Genomic DNA, 16,496 nt, shown 5'->3' on the forward strand with positions numbered 1-16,496 from the left:
ATGAGCGAGCGTAGTTTTCCCTGGTCCGGATTCGTGCTGGCGCTGCTCGCCTGCATCATTCTCGCGACGCTCGGTACCAGCCTTGTCTATGCCGCCCTGATCTTCATCGTATGGATCGGCTCGCTCTATCTCGTTGCTGCGCGCCCGCCCGAGGTCAAGGAGGCCCCCGTCGGGCCATCCTTCACCCGCGACAACATGGCCGATTTGTTCGAACATTCGGAAACCCCGGTGGTCATCACCGAACGCGACCGGGTGATCATTGCCAATCTGTCGGCGCGCAAGCTGCTGGGCGGCCATATCGTCGGGCAGGATGTGCGCATGGCGCTGCGCCAGCCCGAGGCGATTCGACTGCTCGCGCGCAATGCCGAAGGCGGCGCGGTGGTGCGCGGCCTCAACCGGCGGACCGATATCTGGCGGATAAACCGCAAGACGCTGCCGGGCGAACTTGCGGTGATCGAATTCGTCAACAAGACCGCCGAGGCCGACATCGCCCGCGCGCATACCGATTTCGTTGCCAATGCCAGCCATGAACTGCGCACGCCGCTGGCCGCGATCATCGGTTATGTCGAAACGCTGCGCGAGGATGTCGAGAACCTCGATCCGAAAATGGCCGACAAGTTTCTCGCGATCATCCAGCGCGAGGGGAAACGGCTCCAGGATCTCGTCAGCGATCTCATGTCGCTCTCGCGGATCGAGGCGGAAAAGCACGATCTGCCCGATCGCACGCTCGAATTCTCCAAGCTTGCCGAACGCGCCGCGCATGACGCGGCCAGCGGAGACCGCGGCGAATTGCTCGATTTCAAGTCGGCAGGCGAATTCGTCATCCGCGGCGACCGGCAGCAGCTCGAACAGCTGGTCCGCAATCTGGTCGACAATGCCTTCAAATACGGGAAGCCGGGCCAACCGGTTACCGTCCGGCTGCATCCCAAGGGCCAGAACCGGCTGCGGCTGACCGTGACCGATCGCGGCGACGGGATCGCTCCCGAACACATCCCGCATCTCACCCGACGTTTCTATCGCACGGATCCCGGACGCAGCCGCGCTTCGGGCGGCACCGGACTGGGCCTGGCGATCGTCAAGCATATCGTCGAGCGCCATCGCGGGCGGCTCGATATCGACAGCACGCTGGGCGAAGGCACCCGCGTGACAGTCATCCTGCCGCTGGAAAAAGACGACAAGGAAAGCTGAGCCCGGGCCCTGGCGGCCTGCTCGGTAGCCGTACGGTGGATGGGCCGCGCACGTTCGATGTCATATATCTGCAACATCATGGTCATAGTGGCGTCGTCGATCCGTAACCCTCCTTACAAGAGAATCGATTGATGCGCACCCGCTCACGCCTTTGTCTGGTGACCCTTGCACTTGGCTGCGCCTTGCCAACCCCGTTGCTTGCGCAGGACGCTGCCGAGGATCTGGCCGCGCTACGCTTGCAGCTTGCAGCGATGAATGCGCGCATCGACCAGCTCGAAAACGAACTAGAGGCGACGCGCGCTACCCCCGCAGTCGCAGCGCCCGCTAAACCGGCAGCAGACACGCCGGTGGCTGCGCTGGGCAAGTCGGACGGCTGGAGCTTCAAGCCCCGCGGTCGGCTGATGTTCGACGCGGGCTTTACCTCGGCCCCCCCTTCGACCGGCGCCGCCGACGGCTTCGGCAACGAAGTGCGCCGCGCACGGCTCGGCGCTTCGGGCGACATGCCGGGCGGTTTCGGATACAAGTTCGAAGTCGATTTCGCAGGCAACCAAATTTCCGTGGCCGACGCCATTCTGTCCTACGAAGACGGCCCGCTCGAAGTGAGCATCGGCCAGCACAACACCTTCCAGTCGCTCGAGGAATTGACCAGCAGCCTCCACACGACCTTTATCGAGCGCGCGGCCTTTACCGATGCCTTCGGTTTCGAGCGCCGCCTCGGTGCCTCGATCACCTACGCCCGCGGCGATTTCCTCGCCCAGGCCGGCGTCTTTACCGACAATATCGAGGATACGGACAGCAAGAACCGCGGCGTCGATGCGCGGCTCGTCTACATGCCGAAAGCCGGTGATGCGCAGCTGCATTTCGCGGGCTCGGTCCATTACAACGACCTCGATGATGCCGCTACGCAGCTGCGGTATCGCCAGCGCCCGCTGGTGCACTTCACCTCGCAGCGCTTCATCGACACGGGCAGCATGGAGGCTACCAGCGAAACCGGTTTCGGGCTCGAGGCGGCTGCGATCGCCGGGCGCTTCCACGTGGCAGCCGAAGGGTACTGGCAGACCGTCGCCATGCCCGCGCTGGCGACCGATCCGACCTTCTTTGGCGGCTATGCCGAAGCAGGCGTCTTTCTGACCGACGATTCGCGCGGGTACAAAGGCGGCAAGTTCGACCGCACCAAACCGCAGCGCCCGGTTGGTGAAGGCGGCTTCGGATCGCTCCAGTTCACGCTTCGCTACGACCATCTCGATCTTAACGACGCGGGAATCCTGGGCGGACGCCAGGCGGGCTATCTCGCCTCGCTGATCTGGAAACCGACCGATTATACCGCGCTATTGGTCAATTACGGCCGTCTGCAGTACGAAGATGCCATCCTGCCCGCCGCCAATGGCGATACCTCCTATGGCGTCGATGCCTTCGGCGTCCGTGCGCAAATCGATTTCTGACAGGCCGGGAAAACGCGTTTATTTCCGCGCTGCGGACCACTGGTCAAAATATTGTCGCAACCATGTAACATTGGGGCGCTTTTGCGCCGCTAGCTAGACTTACAAGGGGTTATCCATGAGCAAGACCAAATCTTTCATCTTCGCCGCGGCATCGGCTGTCGCCCTCACCGCCTGCGGCGCCAATGGCGGCGACGGCGGATCGCGCGATTCGATCCGCGCGGTCGGCTCCTCGACGGTATTCCCCTTCGCCAAGGCCGTATCCGAAGCCTTCGTGCGTGCGCAGCCCGACTACCGCTCGCCGATCATCGAATCGACCGGCACCGGCGGCGGGATGAAACTGTTCTGCGCCGGCCTCGGAGCGGACACCCCCGACATGACGCATGCCTCGCGCCGCATGAAGGCGAGCGAATTCGCCGACTGCCAGGCCAATGGCGTGACCGACGTCATCGAAATCCAGGTCGGGCTCGACGGAATTGCCTTCGCCTCGGCCAAGGGCGGGATCACCATGAGCCTGACCCCCAAGCAGGTTTACGAGGCGATTGCCGCTTCGCCCTATGGCGGCGAACAGACCAACCAGACCTGGTCGGATGTCGATCCCTCGCTCCCCGACCAGCCCATCCTCGTCTACGGGCCGCCCAGCACTTCGGGCACGCGCGACGCGCTCAAGGAACTGGTGCTCGAAGTCGGCTGTGACACCAATGCCGAAATGGAAGCGCTGAAGGACAGCGACAAGGATCGCCACGCGCAGCTGTGCACCGAAGTGCGCTCGGACGGCGCCTATGTCGATCAGGGCGAGCAGGACAATCTGATCGTCCAGAAGATCGAGGGCAATCCCAACGCCGTCGGCATCTTCGGCTACAGCTATCTCGAGGAAAACGCCGACAAGGTGCAGGGTCTCGACATGAACGGCGTTGCGCCGACTTACGAGAACATCGCCAATTTCGACTATCCCGGTGCGCGGCCGCTTTATGTCTACGCGAAGAAGGCGCATCTCGATGCGATCCCCGGCCTGCGCGAATACCTGCTCCAGTGGACCAAGATGTGGGCCAAGGACGGGGAACTGGCCAAGATCGGCCTTGTCGCATCGCCCGAGGACGTTATGGCGACCAACCTGAAGGCAGCCACCGAGTACACCACGCTCGACGGCGCGCAGCTCAAGTAAGGTCTGAAAGCAACCCATGTCGCCAGCTATCCTGCTTCTCCTGGCCCTGGGGCTCGGGCTCGCCGGATGGCTGGCGGCCCGTGCCCGGGCGTGGGCATTCCGGCGTGACAGCGCCGATGGCCGCTTGCCCAGCCTGCCGGTCTATCACGCGTGGTACGTCGCGCTGTGGGTCATCCTGCCCATGGTCGCCTTCATCGCGCTGTGGAGTGCAATTGCCCCGGGTCTCGTGACGCAGCAGGTGCTCGCCAGCCCGGCGGCGGCCGAACTGCCCGCCTTCGGGTTCCAGCGCCAGACCATCCTCAACGAAGCCCGCGCGGTCGCGACTGGGGCCGCGTCCGCAGTGTTCAATCCGCAGGCCTCGGGCCTTGTCGAACCCTATCGCGAGGCCTTGTTCTACTACAACACGATCGGCATCGTCGTGGCGCTGCTGATCGCCTTTCTTGCCGGTACGTACGCCTTCCTCAAGCTGCGGCCCGATTTCGCCGCGCGCAGCAAGGTGGAGCGGATCGTCATGGCGATCCTGCTGGGTGCCTCGCTGGTCGCGATCCTGACGACCATCGGCATCCTCGCCAGCCTGGTGTTCGAAACCGTGCGGTTCTTCGGCATGGTCTCGCCCATCGACTTCCTGTTCGGCACGCATTGGGGGCCCGACCCGATGGCCAATCCCGACAATCCGGACGGCAGCCGCTACGGCGCTGTCCCGCTGTTCTGGGGGACGCTATTCATCGGGGCGATCATCGCCATGATCGTCGCGATTCCGCTCGGCCTGATGAGCGCGATCTATCTCACGCAATATGCCGACCCGGCCCTGCGGCGCTGGGTCAAGCCCGCGCTGGAGATCCTCGCGGGTGTGCCGACGGTGGTCTATGGCTATTTCGCGGCGCTGACGATCGCCCCGGCGATCCGCGACCTTGCGATGAGCCTCGGGGTCTCGAACCCGTCGAGCGAAAGCGCGCTGGCCGCAGGCCTCGTGATGGGCGTCATGATCATTCCCTTCGTGTCCTCGATGGCCGACGATTCGATTGCCGCAGTGCCCAGCGCCATGCGCGACGGCAGCCTGGCGATGGGCGCCACGCGTTCGGAAACGATCAAGCGCGTGATGATCCCTGCCGCGCTGCCCGGTATCGTTGCCGGGATCATGCTGGCGATCAGCCGCGCCATCGGCGAGACGATGATCGTGGTGATGGCTGCATCGACCGCCGCCAATCTCTCCGCCAATCCACTCGAATCGATGACCACGGTGACTGTCCAGATCGTCGCCATGCTGACCGGCGAAGGCAGTTTCGACCATCCCGCCACGCTCAGCGCCTTTGCCCTGGGCTTCGTCCTGTTCATGGTGACACTGGGTCTGAACTTCGTCGCCCTGCGCGTCGTCAAAAGGTATCGCGAAGCTTATGAGTGAGCGCATCGCCCCCACGCGCACGCCCGAATTCGAAGCGCGGCTGAAAAAACGCTACGCCTCGGAAAAGCGCTTCCGTGCGCTCGGCCTCGGCGCGATCGTGTTCTCGATTGCGGTGCTGGTCTTCCTGCTTGGAACGATGACTTTCAACGGCATCGGCGGCTTTCAGCGCGTCGAGATGAAAGTCCCGATCGACTTCACGCAGGCCGGCATCGCCGCCAGTCCCGATACGATGGCGCAGCCGGGGGCTCTGGCTTCGCTCGAGGCGCAGGGCCTGCGCGATGTCCTGCAATATTTCGCAGCGGAAGAACTGGGCGAGGATGCCGCGGACGAACTCGGCGCGCAGGCCTGGCGCGATGTCGCCGCTGCGGTGATCGCCGATCCCGCACTGCTCCAGCGCAGCGAAAGCTTCTGGCTGCCCGCCTCGGCCGACCTCGCGTCGGGCTATGAAGGCGAAGGCTCTTCGGACATGCAGGCGCTCGCCATCGGCCTTTATGAGGACGGGCGACTGGCGAAGAACTTCGATCCGGGATTCCTTGGCCGATCGGATGCCACCAATCCGCAGCAGGCGGGTATCTGGGGCGCGCTGAAGGGCTCGCTGCTGACGATGGTCGTCACCCTGCTGCTGGCCTTCCCGATCGGTGTCCTCGCGGCGCTGTATCTCGAGGAATACGCCCCCAAGAACCGCTGGACCGACCTGATCGAACTGTCGATCAACAATCTCGCTGCGGTCCCGTCGATCATTTTCGGCCTGCTGGGGCTCGCGGTGTTCCTGACGCTGTTCCCCAATCTGCGCTCCGCGCCGCTGATCGGCGGTATGACGCTGGCGCTGATGACCATGCCCGTCATCGTCATCGCCGGGCGCAATGCGATCAAGGCGGTCCCGCCGAGCATTCGCGATGGCGCGCTGGCCATCGGCGCATCGCCCGTGCAGGTCGTGTTCCACCATGTCCTGCCTCTCGCGCTGCCCGGGATCCTGACCGGCACGATCATCGGCATGGCACGCGCGCTGGGCGAAACCGCCCCGCTGCTGATGATCGGCATGCGCGCATTCGTCGCCACCCCGCCCGATGGCTTCACCTCGCCCGCGACCGTGCTGCCGATGCAGATCTTCCTGTGGTCGGACGAAATCGACCGCGGCTTCGTGGAACGCACCAGCGCGGCGATTATCGTGCTATTGCTGTTCCTGCTCGTGATGAACGGGCTCGCCATTTACCTGCGTAACAAATTCGAGAAAACCTGGTGACCGTAGTCCACGACAACCTCGAGAAGACCGAAGCCAAGATGAGCGCCAATGCCGTCTCCGTGTTCTACGGCGACAAGAAGGCGATCGACGAGGTTTCGATCGACATTCCGACCGAATATGTGACCGCCTTCATCGGTCCCTCGGGCTGCGGCAAATCGACTTTCCTGCGCACGCTCAACCGCATGAACGACACCATTCCTTCGGCGCGCGTCGAAGGGTGCATCGAACTCGACGGGGAAGACATCTATTCCTCGGGCATGGATGTCGTCCAGTTGCGCGCCCGCGTCGGGATGGTGTTCCAGAAGCCCAACCCCTTCCCCAAGTCGATCTACGACAACATCGCCTATGGTCCGAAGATCCACGGTCTTGCCGAGGGCAAGGACGAGCTCGACGCGATCGTCGAGAAGTCGCTCAAGCGCGCGGGGCTGTGGGAAGAGGTGAAGGACCGGTTGCTGGACAGCGGCACCGCGCTGTCGGGCGGCCAGCAGCAGCGCCTGTGCATCGCCCGCGCCATCGCGGTCGATCCCGAGGTTATCCTGATGGACGAGCCCTGCTCCGCACTCGATCCGATCGCCACTGCGAAAATCGAGGAACTGATTGCCGAACTCAATGGTCGTTACGCCATTGTGATCGTTACCCATTCCATGCAGCAGGCTGCCCGCGTCAGCCAACGTACCGCCTTTTTCCATCTCGGGAAAATGGTAGAGTATGGCCGTACCTCAGACATTTTCACCAACCCGCACGAGCAGCGGACCCAGGATTACATCACGGGGCGTTACGGATAAGGCCATGAATCCGATGCAAGAACATACCGTTAAGGCCTTCGATGAGGACATCACCCGTCTGCGCGGGCTGATCGCCGAGATGGGCGGGCTGGCGGAAGCCGCCATCGCCCAGTCGCTCGAGGCGCTCGTCAAAGGCGACGACGAACTGGCCGACAAGGTCGTCAAGGGCGACAAGAAAATCGACGCGCTCGAGAGCGAGATCGACAAGCTCTCCGTGCGCATCATCGCACTGCGCGCCCCGATGGCCGACGACCTGCGCGAAGTGATCGCCGCGCTCAAGATCGCCGGCGTGGTCGAGCGGATCGGCGACTATTCGAAGAACATCGCCAAGGCGAGCAAGGAAATCGGCGGCAATCGCAAGCAGTTCGAACCGCTGACCCTGCTGCCCGCCATGGCCGAAGTCGCCGCGGAAATGGTCCATGACGTGCTGACCGCCTATGCCGCGCGCGACGCCGAACTGGCGCGCGAAGTGATCGCTGCCGACGAAAAGGTCGATGCCTTCTACAATTCGATCTTCCGCAACCTCGTCAGCCACATGGTCGAGAACCCCTCGACCATCTCGAGCGCGGCACAGATGCTGTTCGTGGCGCGTAATCTCGAACGCATCGGCGACCATGCCACCAATGTGGCCGAAATGGTGCACTTTGCGGCTACCGGAAACTATCCTCTCGACGAGGACGGTTGACACAAAACCGTAGTGCGAAGGTCATAAAGCGGTGTCGACCGAGACTGAGTTTTCCCGGAAAGGCAAGAATTTGCACGCCGCCAAATTGCTCCTGGTAGAGGACGATCCCGCCCTCTCCGAACTGCTCGAGTACCGCTTTACCAATGAAGGCTATCAGGTCCGCACGACCTCCGATGGCGATGAAGCGCTGTTGCTCGCCACCGAAGATGTCCCCGATCTCGTCATTCTCGACTGGATGATCGAAGGGACCAGCGGGATCGAGGTCTGTCGCCGCCTGCGCCGCGACAAGGAAACCGCGCACGTCCCGATCATCATGCTGACCGCGCGCGAGGCCGAGGATGACCGCGTGCGCGGCCTCGATACGGGTGCGGACGATTACCTCACCAAGCCCTTCTCACCGCGCGAGTTGCTCGCCCGCGTGGCCGCAGTCATGCGCCGTATTCGCCCCGCGCTGGCCGGCGAAAGCATCGAGGTCGGGGATATCACGCTCGACCCGGTGGCGCACAAGGTCACCCGCCGCGGCCGCACCTTGCAACTCGGCCCGACCGAATACCGCCTGCTCAAGTTCTTCATGGAAAGCCCGGGCCGCGTGTTCAGCCGCGGGCAGCTGCTCGACGGTGTCTGGGGCACCGAGAGCGAGATCGAGCTGCGCACGGTCGACGTCCATATCCGGCGCCTGCGCAAGGCGATCGAGATCGAAGGCGCCAAGGATCCGGTGCGCACGGTACGCAGCGCAGGCTATTCGCTCGAGGCCTGACCTAGCGGCAGACGCCGCGCCAGCGCGGGCTCATGTCGAGATGAAAATGGTCCGCATGCGCGGCATTGTAGTCGGGTGACAGCACGGTCGCGAAGCTGCTGCAAGCGCCATCGCGCACGGTACGCAGGAATTGCGCTTTGTCCCCCTCCCCGTCCCAGTCGCGCAGCACGCTGATCCGCGTCCCATCGGCAAGCACGAAGCCCGCGATATCGATCGCATTGGCAGTCGCATGTTCGCTCCACGCTCCCGAATCGCGGCCATAGAGACGGCGGCAGGAATAGGCGCCAAGGTGTTCTATCCGCGCGATTCCCGATCCGAAGATCGCCTGCGCAGCAGGCTCGAGCACGTCACGCTCCCATAGCAGCAGCGCGATCGACGCAGGACAGGTGACCGGCGGGGTGGTGGGGCTGAGCGGGTAGTCGGTGAGCCGCGTGCGGTCCTCTCGCCGACAGGCGCCCTCGCCTGCGGGTTCGAGCACGTCATGCGCGATATCGCTGCGCTCGAGTACCGCCCGGCATGCCGGAGCATCCTCACGCAGCGCGAGCAGCTTACGATCGGTCGCCCAACCCACCGGATCGCGCAGGTCGAGCGGTGCCCAGGGATTGTGCTCGGGATGCTCGGCAAGCCAGACCCTGCCGCTCAGCAGAAGTCCCGCCAGGACGAGCAGCAGCGCCACCCGCCGGTCGCCGGCAAATGTCCGATCCGTCGCGAAATTATCCGTGTCACAGCTTAGTCCCCAGTAATTCGGCCAGCACCAGGGCCGCTATCAGGAGGAAAACCATTCCAATGCCGCGATCGATCCAGCGCCGCGTCGCAGCGCGCGCCATCAGGCGGGCGAGCCGTTGCCCGGCACCGATGTACAGCGCCCCGACCGGCACGTCGATCACGAGGGCGAGAACGGCGAGAAGGATGATCTGCGGCCCGATCGGCGATGCGGCATCGACGAAGGGCGGGATGATCGCGAGCATGTAGATCAGCGATTTGGGATTGCCGATGGCGATGAGGATGCCGTCGCGAAAGGCATGGCGCGAAGGCGCGCGGGCAGTTGGCGCTGCTTCCTCTCCCGCGTGGAAGGAGTGCCGGATCGCGGTAATGCCGAGCCATGCGAGATAGCCGATCCCCGCAAAGGCCAGCACGCGGAAGGCGAGCGGATAGGCCGCGGCGAGCGTGCCGAGCCCCAATGCGACCAGCACCCACCACACCAGGTACCCGATCTGCATGCCCAGCAGCGCCGCCCAGCCCGACCGCGCGCCGCGCCAGACCGCCTGCCCCATGACGAACAGCATCGATTGCCCCGGCACCAGGCTGGTGGTCGCGGTCACCAGCGCGAAGGCGGCGAGCTTTTCGGCATCGATCATGCAGCGCGCCTAGTGGAAGTCGCGGCTCGGGGGAATGATCCGCGCATCACGCGGATGCCCGCCCGAATTGGGGCCGAACCACCCGCATTCGCGATTGCCCGGCGGGGGTTCCTCCCACGGCTCGACCGGCCGGTAGGGGTCGTCCCCGCCTTCCCTGAGATTGTCGCGTGGATTGAACTTCGCGGGCAGCGGCGTCGTGACATGGTCCGCGCGCGCGACCGGCGCATTGAGCATGTCGTCGGACAGGCGGTAGAGCTGGTGCGTCGCATCTTCCATGTGATGCGCAATCACATGGATCACCTCGTCGTCATATTCGACCCGGCCGCGCACCTCCATCAGCCGTGAACCCATGACCACACGGCGTTGTTTTTCCTTCAGATCCGGCCAGACCACGAGGTTGATAACGCCGGTCTCGTCTTCCAGCGTGATGAAGCAGACCCCCTTGGCGCTGCCCGGTCGCTGGCGGATCAGCACCACGCCTGCGACATGCACCATGCTGCGGAACTTGCGGCTGCGCAGATCGCTGGCGCGCACGAAGCCGCGTTCGGCCAGGCTGGCGCGCAGGAAGGCCATCGGGTGCGCCTTCAGGCTGAGCCGCGTGGTCTGGTAATCGGCCACCACTTCCTCGCTCAGCGGCATCACGGGAAGCTGCGTCCGCACGGTCTCGGCCCCCTCCTCGCGCGCAGCAGCAGCGGCGAACAGCGGCAGGTCCGCCCCGCCCACGATGCTGCGCGCATCCCACAGCGCCTGCCTGCGCGACAGCTGCATCGAACCGAAGCAGTCCCCGCTGGCCAGGCGTTCGATATGCGCCGGGCCAATACGCGCGCGGTCCTTGAGCGCGGCAACGTCGGCATAGGTCCCGCCCGCCTCGCGCTCGGCGATCAGCCGCGCCGCCACCGCCTCGGGCAGGCCGTCGACCTGCCGCAGGCCGAGACGCAGCGCGATATTCCTGTCCTGCCGGCCCCGCCCCCGTTCTCGGCCGCTCGCGGGCGTCTCGCCGCCAATGTCCTCCAGCGTGCAATCCCATTGCGACAGATTGACGTCGGCGGGCAGCACGCTGACGCCATGCTCGCGCGCGTCGCGCACGATCTGCGCGGGGGCATAGAACCCCATCGGCTGCGAATTGAGCAGCGCGCAGCCGAAGGCGGCGGGGAAATGGCATTTGAGCCAGCTCGAGACATAGACCAGATGCGCGAAGCTGGCGGCGTGGCTTTCGGGGAAACCGTATTCGCCGAAACCGCGGATCTGGTTGAAGCAGCGCTGCGCGAATTCGCGGTCGTAGCCGCGCTCGACCATGCGCTCGACCATCATGTCCTGCAATTCGTCGACCATGCCGCGGCTGCGGAAGGTCGCCATCGCCTTGCGCAGCCGGTTGGCTTCCTTGGAGGAAAACTGCGCCGCGTCGAGCGCGATCTTCATCGCCTGTTCCTGGAAGATCGGTACCCCCAGCGTGCGTTCGAGGATGCTCGACAGCTCGTCGGGCGGGCCATGCTCGGGGGCAGGCGCGGGAATGACGACCTGTTCGGCCCCGCGTCGGCGCTTGAGATAGGGGTGCACCATATCGCCCTGGATCGGCCCCGGGCGCACGATGGCGACCTGGATCACGAGATCGTAGAATTCGCGCGGGCGCAGCCGCGGCAGCATGTTCATCTGCGCGCGGCTTTCGACCTGGAACACGCCCAGCGAATCCCCCTTGCGCAGCATGGCATAGGTTTCCGGGTCCTCGCGCGGGACGCTGGCAAGGCTGAGCGGGCGATTGTAGTGATCGTCGAGCAGGTCGAGGCACTTGCGGATGCAGGTCAGCATGCCCAGCGCGAGGACATCGACCTTGAGGATGCCGAGCGCCTCGATATCGTCCTTGTCCCATTCGATGAAACTGCGGTCGGGCATCGCGCCATTGCCGATCGGCACGGTTTCGGTCAGCGCGCTTTCGGTAAGGATGAACCCGCCAACATGCTGCGACAAATGCCGCGGCATACCAATCATTTGCTCGGTCAGTTTAAGAACCCGGCGCAAGTGCGGATCGCGCACATCCATACCCGTCTCGGCAGCGTGTTTCTCGCTGATTTCGCGGCCCCACCCACCCCATACGGTCTTGGCCAGCGCGGCGGTGACATCCTCGGTCAGCCCCATCGCCTTGCCCACTTCGCGGATCGCCATGCGCGGGCGGTAATGGATCACCGTGGCGCACAGGCCGGCGCGGTGGCGGCCGTATTTGCGATAGATGTACTGGATCACCTCTTCGCGCCGCTCGTGCTCGAAATCGACGTCGATGTCGGGCGGCTCCTTGCGTTCTTCCGAAATGAAACGGTCGAACAGCAGCGCGTGCTTGGCCGGATCGACGCTGGTGATGCCGAGACAATAGCAGACCGCCGAATTGGCGGCGCTGCCGCGCCCCTGGCACAGGATCGGCGGATCGACCCCGCGCGCATAATCGACGATATCCTTGATGGTGAGGAAATATCGCGCAAGGTCGAGCTTGCCGATCAGCGCCAGCTCGCGTTCGATCGTTTCATGCACAGTCTCCGGCACGCCGCCGGGATAGCGCCAGGCGGCCCCTTTCCACGTTTCGCTGGTGAGATATTGCTGCGGCGCCTGCCCGTCGGGGTATATTTCCTCGGGATATTCATACGCCAGTTCGTCGAGACTGAAATCGCAGGCATCGGCCACTTCGCGCGTGGCGGCGATCGCATGCGGCCAGCGTTCGAACAGCCTGATCATGGTCGCGGGCGGCTTGAGATAGCGTTCGCCATTGCTTTCCAGCAGGTGCCCCGCCGCCGCCACGGTGGTCTTGTGGCGGATCGCGGTCATCACGTCCTGCAACGGGCGCCTGTCGGGCGTGGCGTAATGCACGTCATTGGTGGCGAGGATGCCAAGGCCATGCGCCCTGGCGAGCGCATCGAGCCGTTCGATCCGCGCGATATCGCTGTCGGTATAGAGGAAGCTTGCGGCAAGGTGGCGAAGGGTGAGAAGCTGGGCCGCGATATGCGGCAGGATATCGGACAGCGTTCCTTCCACCCGCACCCGATCCGCTTGCTCGCCTTCGGATGCATCCCTCCGGGAGCCGGGCGGAAAGGGGACGACATTGTTCGGCACCGTCACGGCGAAGCGCTGGTCGAGATCGCGCGGGGGCAGCAGGATCAGCTGCACATCCCCGGCATGCCCGGCCAGCATCGCCAAGCTGATGTCGCAGGCGCCCTTGGCCTGCCACTCCCCGTCGAGCGTGCGCATCCGTCCGGCCGAGATCAGGCGGCACAATTGGCCATAGCCGGCGCGATTCCGCGGATAAGCCAGGAAGGCAAGACCTTCGACCGTTTCTATCCTGCAGCCGATAAGCGGCTTCAGTTTAAGCGTTTTCGCCTCGGTATGAATGCGCACCACGCCCGCCATCGTATTGGCATCGGCAATCCCGATCGCATCGTAACCCAGCGCCCGCGCCTGCAGCACCAGATCGACCGCATCCGACGCCCCGCGCAGGAAGCTGAAGCAGGACACGAGTCCGAGTTCGACGAAGGGCGAACGCGGCGGCGCCTCGATGCTCGCGGGATCGAGCTCGATCGTCCGCTTCGGGATCTGGAGATCTTTTTCGGGCATGACGGGCAGGTCTCGCCGTCATTCCTGCGGAGGCAGGGATCCATCCACCTGCGCCGCTGGGCGAAAGCTTGGCTGGACCCCCGCCTTCGCGGGGGTGACGAGAGAAGTTGAGGGCATCATGGCGCGGCTAGTTCCGCGAGCCGTGTGCGCACCGCGGCAAGGTCGGCATCGAACAGGCGCGCCTGTTCCTCCCGCGCGGGCCCATCGAGCCGCAGCAGGTAGGACGGATGCGCGGTGACCCACAGTTCGCTGCCATCCTCGAGCGGGATGGGGCGGCCGCGTGCCTTCGTGATGCTGACCGTCTTGCCCAGCATCCCGCGCGCCGCACTGGCGCCCATGGCCAGCACCAGTTTGGGCTGCACGATCGCGCGTTCGCTTTCGATCCACCAACGGCAGGTGTCGATTTCCTTCGCGCCCGGGTTCTGGTGCAGCCGCCGCTTGCCGCGCTGGACATATTTGAAATGCTTCACCGTATTGGTGACATAGGCGCCGCGCCGGTCGATCCTGGCCTTTTCCAGATGCACATCGAGCAATTGCCCGGCGGGCCCGACGAAGGGGCGTCCCGACAAATCCTCCTGGTCGCCCGGCTGTTCGCCCACGATCATGAGTGCGGCATCGTCCGGCCCCTCGCCCATCACCGCATGGTTGTCGAGCTGGCCGATCGGGCATTTGCGGCAGGCATGGATCGCCTTGTCGATCGCCGCCAGCGTATCGGGCCGGTCCTCCAGCCCGTCCGCGAACAGCGACTTGCCCTTGTCGACCATCTGCGCCTCGCGGTTCTGCGCGCCCGCCACCAGTTCGGGGATGAGCGCGGCTTCGGGCATGTTCTTCCAGTATTTCTTGGGCATTTCCTTGAGCATCGCGCCGATCTTCAGCCGCGCGGGATTGAAGATCGAGGCGTAATAGCTACGCCACAGATCTTCCGTCGGATCCCCTTCGGGCGCATCGGACCGCTCGGCCGGCGGGCCTTCGGACATGGTCGTCCCGTCCCAGTGCAGCGAACCGCGCGGGGTCAGGATCGACCAGCGCATGTTCGCAAAGCGCCGCATGAAGAAGCCCGCATTGGCGCGCAGGATATGGTGATCGGGTTCGAACCAGGCGACGTAATGCTCGCCCACCTCATCATCCTTGTCCTCCACCAGCCGGAAGCGGACGAAGGCATGCATCTTGTGGCTGTCGCGGCGCACATTCTTGGCCAGCTCCTCCACCCGGCGCACATCGGGGTCGGCCTTGTCCTCCATGATCCGCCCGTTCGCCTGCAACCGCCACAGCAGGCGATAGAGCAGCGCGAACCGCTCGGGGTCGGAATGGAGGATGGCATTGCGCGCCAGCGTCACGAAGCGCTTGCTCGCGCGCACCAGCCGTGCATCGGCGGGCGGGACGGGCATGCCCCGTTCGCTTCCCGCAGCCGGTGCGGCCGCGAACAGGTCGCCATTGCCGCCCGGCTCGACCCAGGCGATACGATCGGGCGGGACCTCGCATTGCACCAGCGTGCGGGCCTGCTCGCGCCAGAACTCGAAATCGTCCGGCTCGGGCAGGTGGACCACGTGATAGGTGTCAGCTTGCAGATGCTGGAGAGCGCTCATGCGGTGAACAGCTCCAGCTGCTCGGTCTTGGGCGCGAGCAGGCTGCGCAGGTCGGCACGGTCGGTCAGCATGACGGGGCGCCAGTCGACGGTGCAGATAAAGGGCCGCACCTTGGTCACCGACAGCGTCAGCCGCGCCACATCGTCGAGCCGCAGATTGCGATGGCGCCGGCTGGCGAGGATCTTGCCCACCGCTTTCACCCCCAGCCCGGGGACGCGCAGCAATTGTTCCTTGGTGGCGCGGTTGACATCGACCGGGAACTGTTCGCGGAATTTGAGCGCCCAGGCGAGCTTGGGATCGATGTCGAGCGGCAGGTTCCCGTCCGCCTCGGTCGCCTGCATCACCTCGGCGGGCTTGTAGCCGTAGAACCGCATCAGCCAGTCGGACTGGTAGAGCCGGTGTTCGCGGATCAGCGGCGGGCGTTTGAGCGGAAGCACCGCGCTGGCATCGGGGATCGGCGAGAAGGCGCTGTAATAGACGCGGCGCAGGCGGAAATTGTCATACAGCCGGCTTGCCTTGCCGACGATATCCGCATCGGTGGCGGCATCGGCGCCGACGATCATCTGCGTCGACTGGCCCGCGGGGGCGAAGCGCGGTGCGTGCTTGAAGCGCTTTCTGGCGTCTTTCAGTTCGCTTATGTCGCTCTTGACCCGGCCCATCGCGCCTTCGATCTGCCGCGCATCCTTGTCGGGCGCGAGCCGGGTGAGGCCGCTGTCGGTCGGCAGTTCGACATTGATCGATACGCGGTCGGCATAAAGCCCCGCCTGGTGGACGATCTCGGCATCGGCCTCGGGAATGGTCTTGAGATGGATGTATCCGCGAAAATCGTGCTCTTCCCGCAGGATACGGGCGACTTCTACCAGCTGTTCCATCGTGTGGTTCGAGTTCTTCACAATGCCCGAGGACAGGAACAGCCCCTCGATGTAATTGCGCCGGTAGAAGGACAGCGTGAGGTCGACCACCTCCTGCGGCGTGAACCGCGCCCGCGCGACGTTCGAGCTCTTGCGGTTGACGCAGTAATGGCAGTCGAACACGCAGTGATTGGTCAGCAGGATCTTGAGCAGCGAGATACAGCGGCCATCGGGTGCATAGGCATGGCAGATGCCCATCCCCTCGGTCGAACCGATTCCCTTACCGCCCATGCTGGTGCGTTTGGCCGTGCCCGAGGACGCGCAGGAAGCGTCGTATTTTGCCGCGTCGGCGAGAATCTCGAGCTTCTGAAGGACGGTTTGCGTGGTCATCCGTTCTATATATGTTCCACGCAACATCTTGCCAATGTCGAATGATGCATTGA

The 16,496-nt window shown here is 64.5% G+C and carries 13 protein-coding genes; 8 read left to right on the forward strand and 5 right to left on the reverse strand.

The genetic code is table 11. The features are described from left to right. The 8 genes from J2S32_RS03295 to phoB all read left to right on the forward strand — a co-directional run bounded on the left by J2S32_RS03295 (position 1) and on the right by phoB (position 8,664). Positions 1–1,188 (forward strand): sensor histidine kinase, encoded by a 1,188-nt coding sequence (locus tag J2S32_RS03295; RefSeq protein ID WP_253516107.1) that lies wholly within the window; start codon positions 1–3, stop codon positions 1,186–1,188. 158 nt (positions 1,189–1,346) lie between these two features. After that, entirely contained in the window at positions 1,347–2,630 is a 1,284-nt protein-coding gene (locus J2S32_RS03300; protein ID WP_253516109.1) for an OprO/OprP family phosphate-selective porin, read from the forward strand. Positions 2,631–2,745: 115 nt separating this feature from the next. Continuing rightward, the gene (locus tag J2S32_RS03305; protein ID WP_253516113.1) at positions 2,746–3,792 is read left to right on the forward strand and encodes a substrate-binding domain-containing protein; all 1,047 of its coding nucleotides are present in this window, start codon (positions 2,746–2,748) and stop codon (positions 3,790–3,792) included. Between the two features lie 16 nt (positions 3,793–3,808). Then, on the forward strand, positions 3,809–5,194 hold the full coding sequence (gene pstC / locus J2S32_RS03310; protein ID WP_253516126.1) for a phosphate ABC transporter permease subunit PstC: 1,386 nt from the start codon (positions 3,809–3,811) through the stop codon (positions 5,192–5,194). After that, positions 5,187–6,437 (forward strand): phosphate ABC transporter permease PstA, encoded by a 1,251-nt coding sequence (pstA, locus tag J2S32_RS03315; RefSeq protein ID WP_253516137.1) that lies wholly within the window; start codon positions 5,187–5,189, stop codon positions 6,435–6,437. The genes pstC and pstA overlap by 8 nt, the downstream gene beginning before the upstream one ends. 38 nt (positions 6,438–6,475) lie before the next feature. Then, positions 6,476–7,222, forward strand: coding sequence for a phosphate ABC transporter ATP-binding protein PstB (gene pstB / locus J2S32_RS03320; protein ID WP_253522903.1), 747 nt, complete (start codon positions 6,476–6,478; stop codon positions 7,220–7,222). A 13-nt stretch (positions 7,223–7,235) separates the two neighbouring features. Then, on the forward strand, positions 7,236–7,907 hold the full coding sequence (phoU, locus tag J2S32_RS03325) for a phosphate signaling complex protein PhoU (protein WP_253516140.1): 672 nt from the start codon (positions 7,236–7,238) through the stop codon (positions 7,905–7,907). A gap of 70 nt (positions 7,908–7,977) precedes the next feature. After that, complete coding sequence (gene phoB, locus J2S32_RS03330; RefSeq protein WP_253522905.1) at positions 7,978–8,664, forward strand: phosphate regulon transcriptional regulator PhoB; 687 nt, start codon at positions 7,978–7,980, stop codon at positions 8,662–8,664. Between the two features lies 1 nt (position 8,665). Here the strand turns inward: phoB and J2S32_RS03335 are convergent, their stop codons facing one another. From J2S32_RS03335 to J2S32_RS03355, 5 genes are all read right to left on the reverse strand, one after another. Beyond that, complete coding sequence (locus tag J2S32_RS03335; protein ID WP_253516143.1) at positions 8,666–9,340, reverse strand: extensin-like domain-containing protein; 675 nt, start codon at positions 9,338–9,340, stop codon at positions 8,666–8,668. A 46-nt stretch (positions 9,341–9,386) separates the two neighbouring features. Next, positions 9,387–10,022, reverse strand: a complete 636-nt coding sequence (locus J2S32_RS03340) for a LysE family translocator (RefSeq protein WP_253516145.1) — start codon at positions 10,020–10,022, stop codon at positions 9,387–9,389. A 9-nt stretch (positions 10,023–10,031) separates the two neighbouring features. Further along, complete coding sequence (locus J2S32_RS03345; RefSeq protein WP_253516147.1) at positions 10,032–13,616, reverse strand: error-prone DNA polymerase; 3,585 nt, start codon at positions 13,614–13,616, stop codon at positions 10,032–10,034. Positions 13,617–13,732: 116 nt separating this feature from the next. Continuing rightward, the gene (locus tag J2S32_RS03350) at positions 13,733–15,202 is read right to left on the reverse strand and encodes a UdgX family uracil-DNA binding protein (protein WP_253516149.1); all 1,470 of its coding nucleotides are present in this window, start codon (positions 15,200–15,202) and stop codon (positions 13,733–13,735) included. Further along, entirely contained in the window at positions 15,199–16,443 is a 1,245-nt protein-coding gene (locus J2S32_RS03355) for a putative DNA modification/repair radical SAM protein (protein ID WP_253516161.1), read from the reverse strand. The genes J2S32_RS03350 and J2S32_RS03355 overlap by 4 nt, the downstream gene beginning before the upstream one ends. Between the last annotated feature and the right edge of the window lie 53 nt (positions 16,444–16,496).

The sequence above is a fragment of the Qipengyuania citrea genome (assembly GCF_024171405.1).
Classification (GTDB): Bacteria; Pseudomonadota; Alphaproteobacteria; order Sphingomonadales; family Sphingomonadaceae; genus Qipengyuania; species Qipengyuania profunda.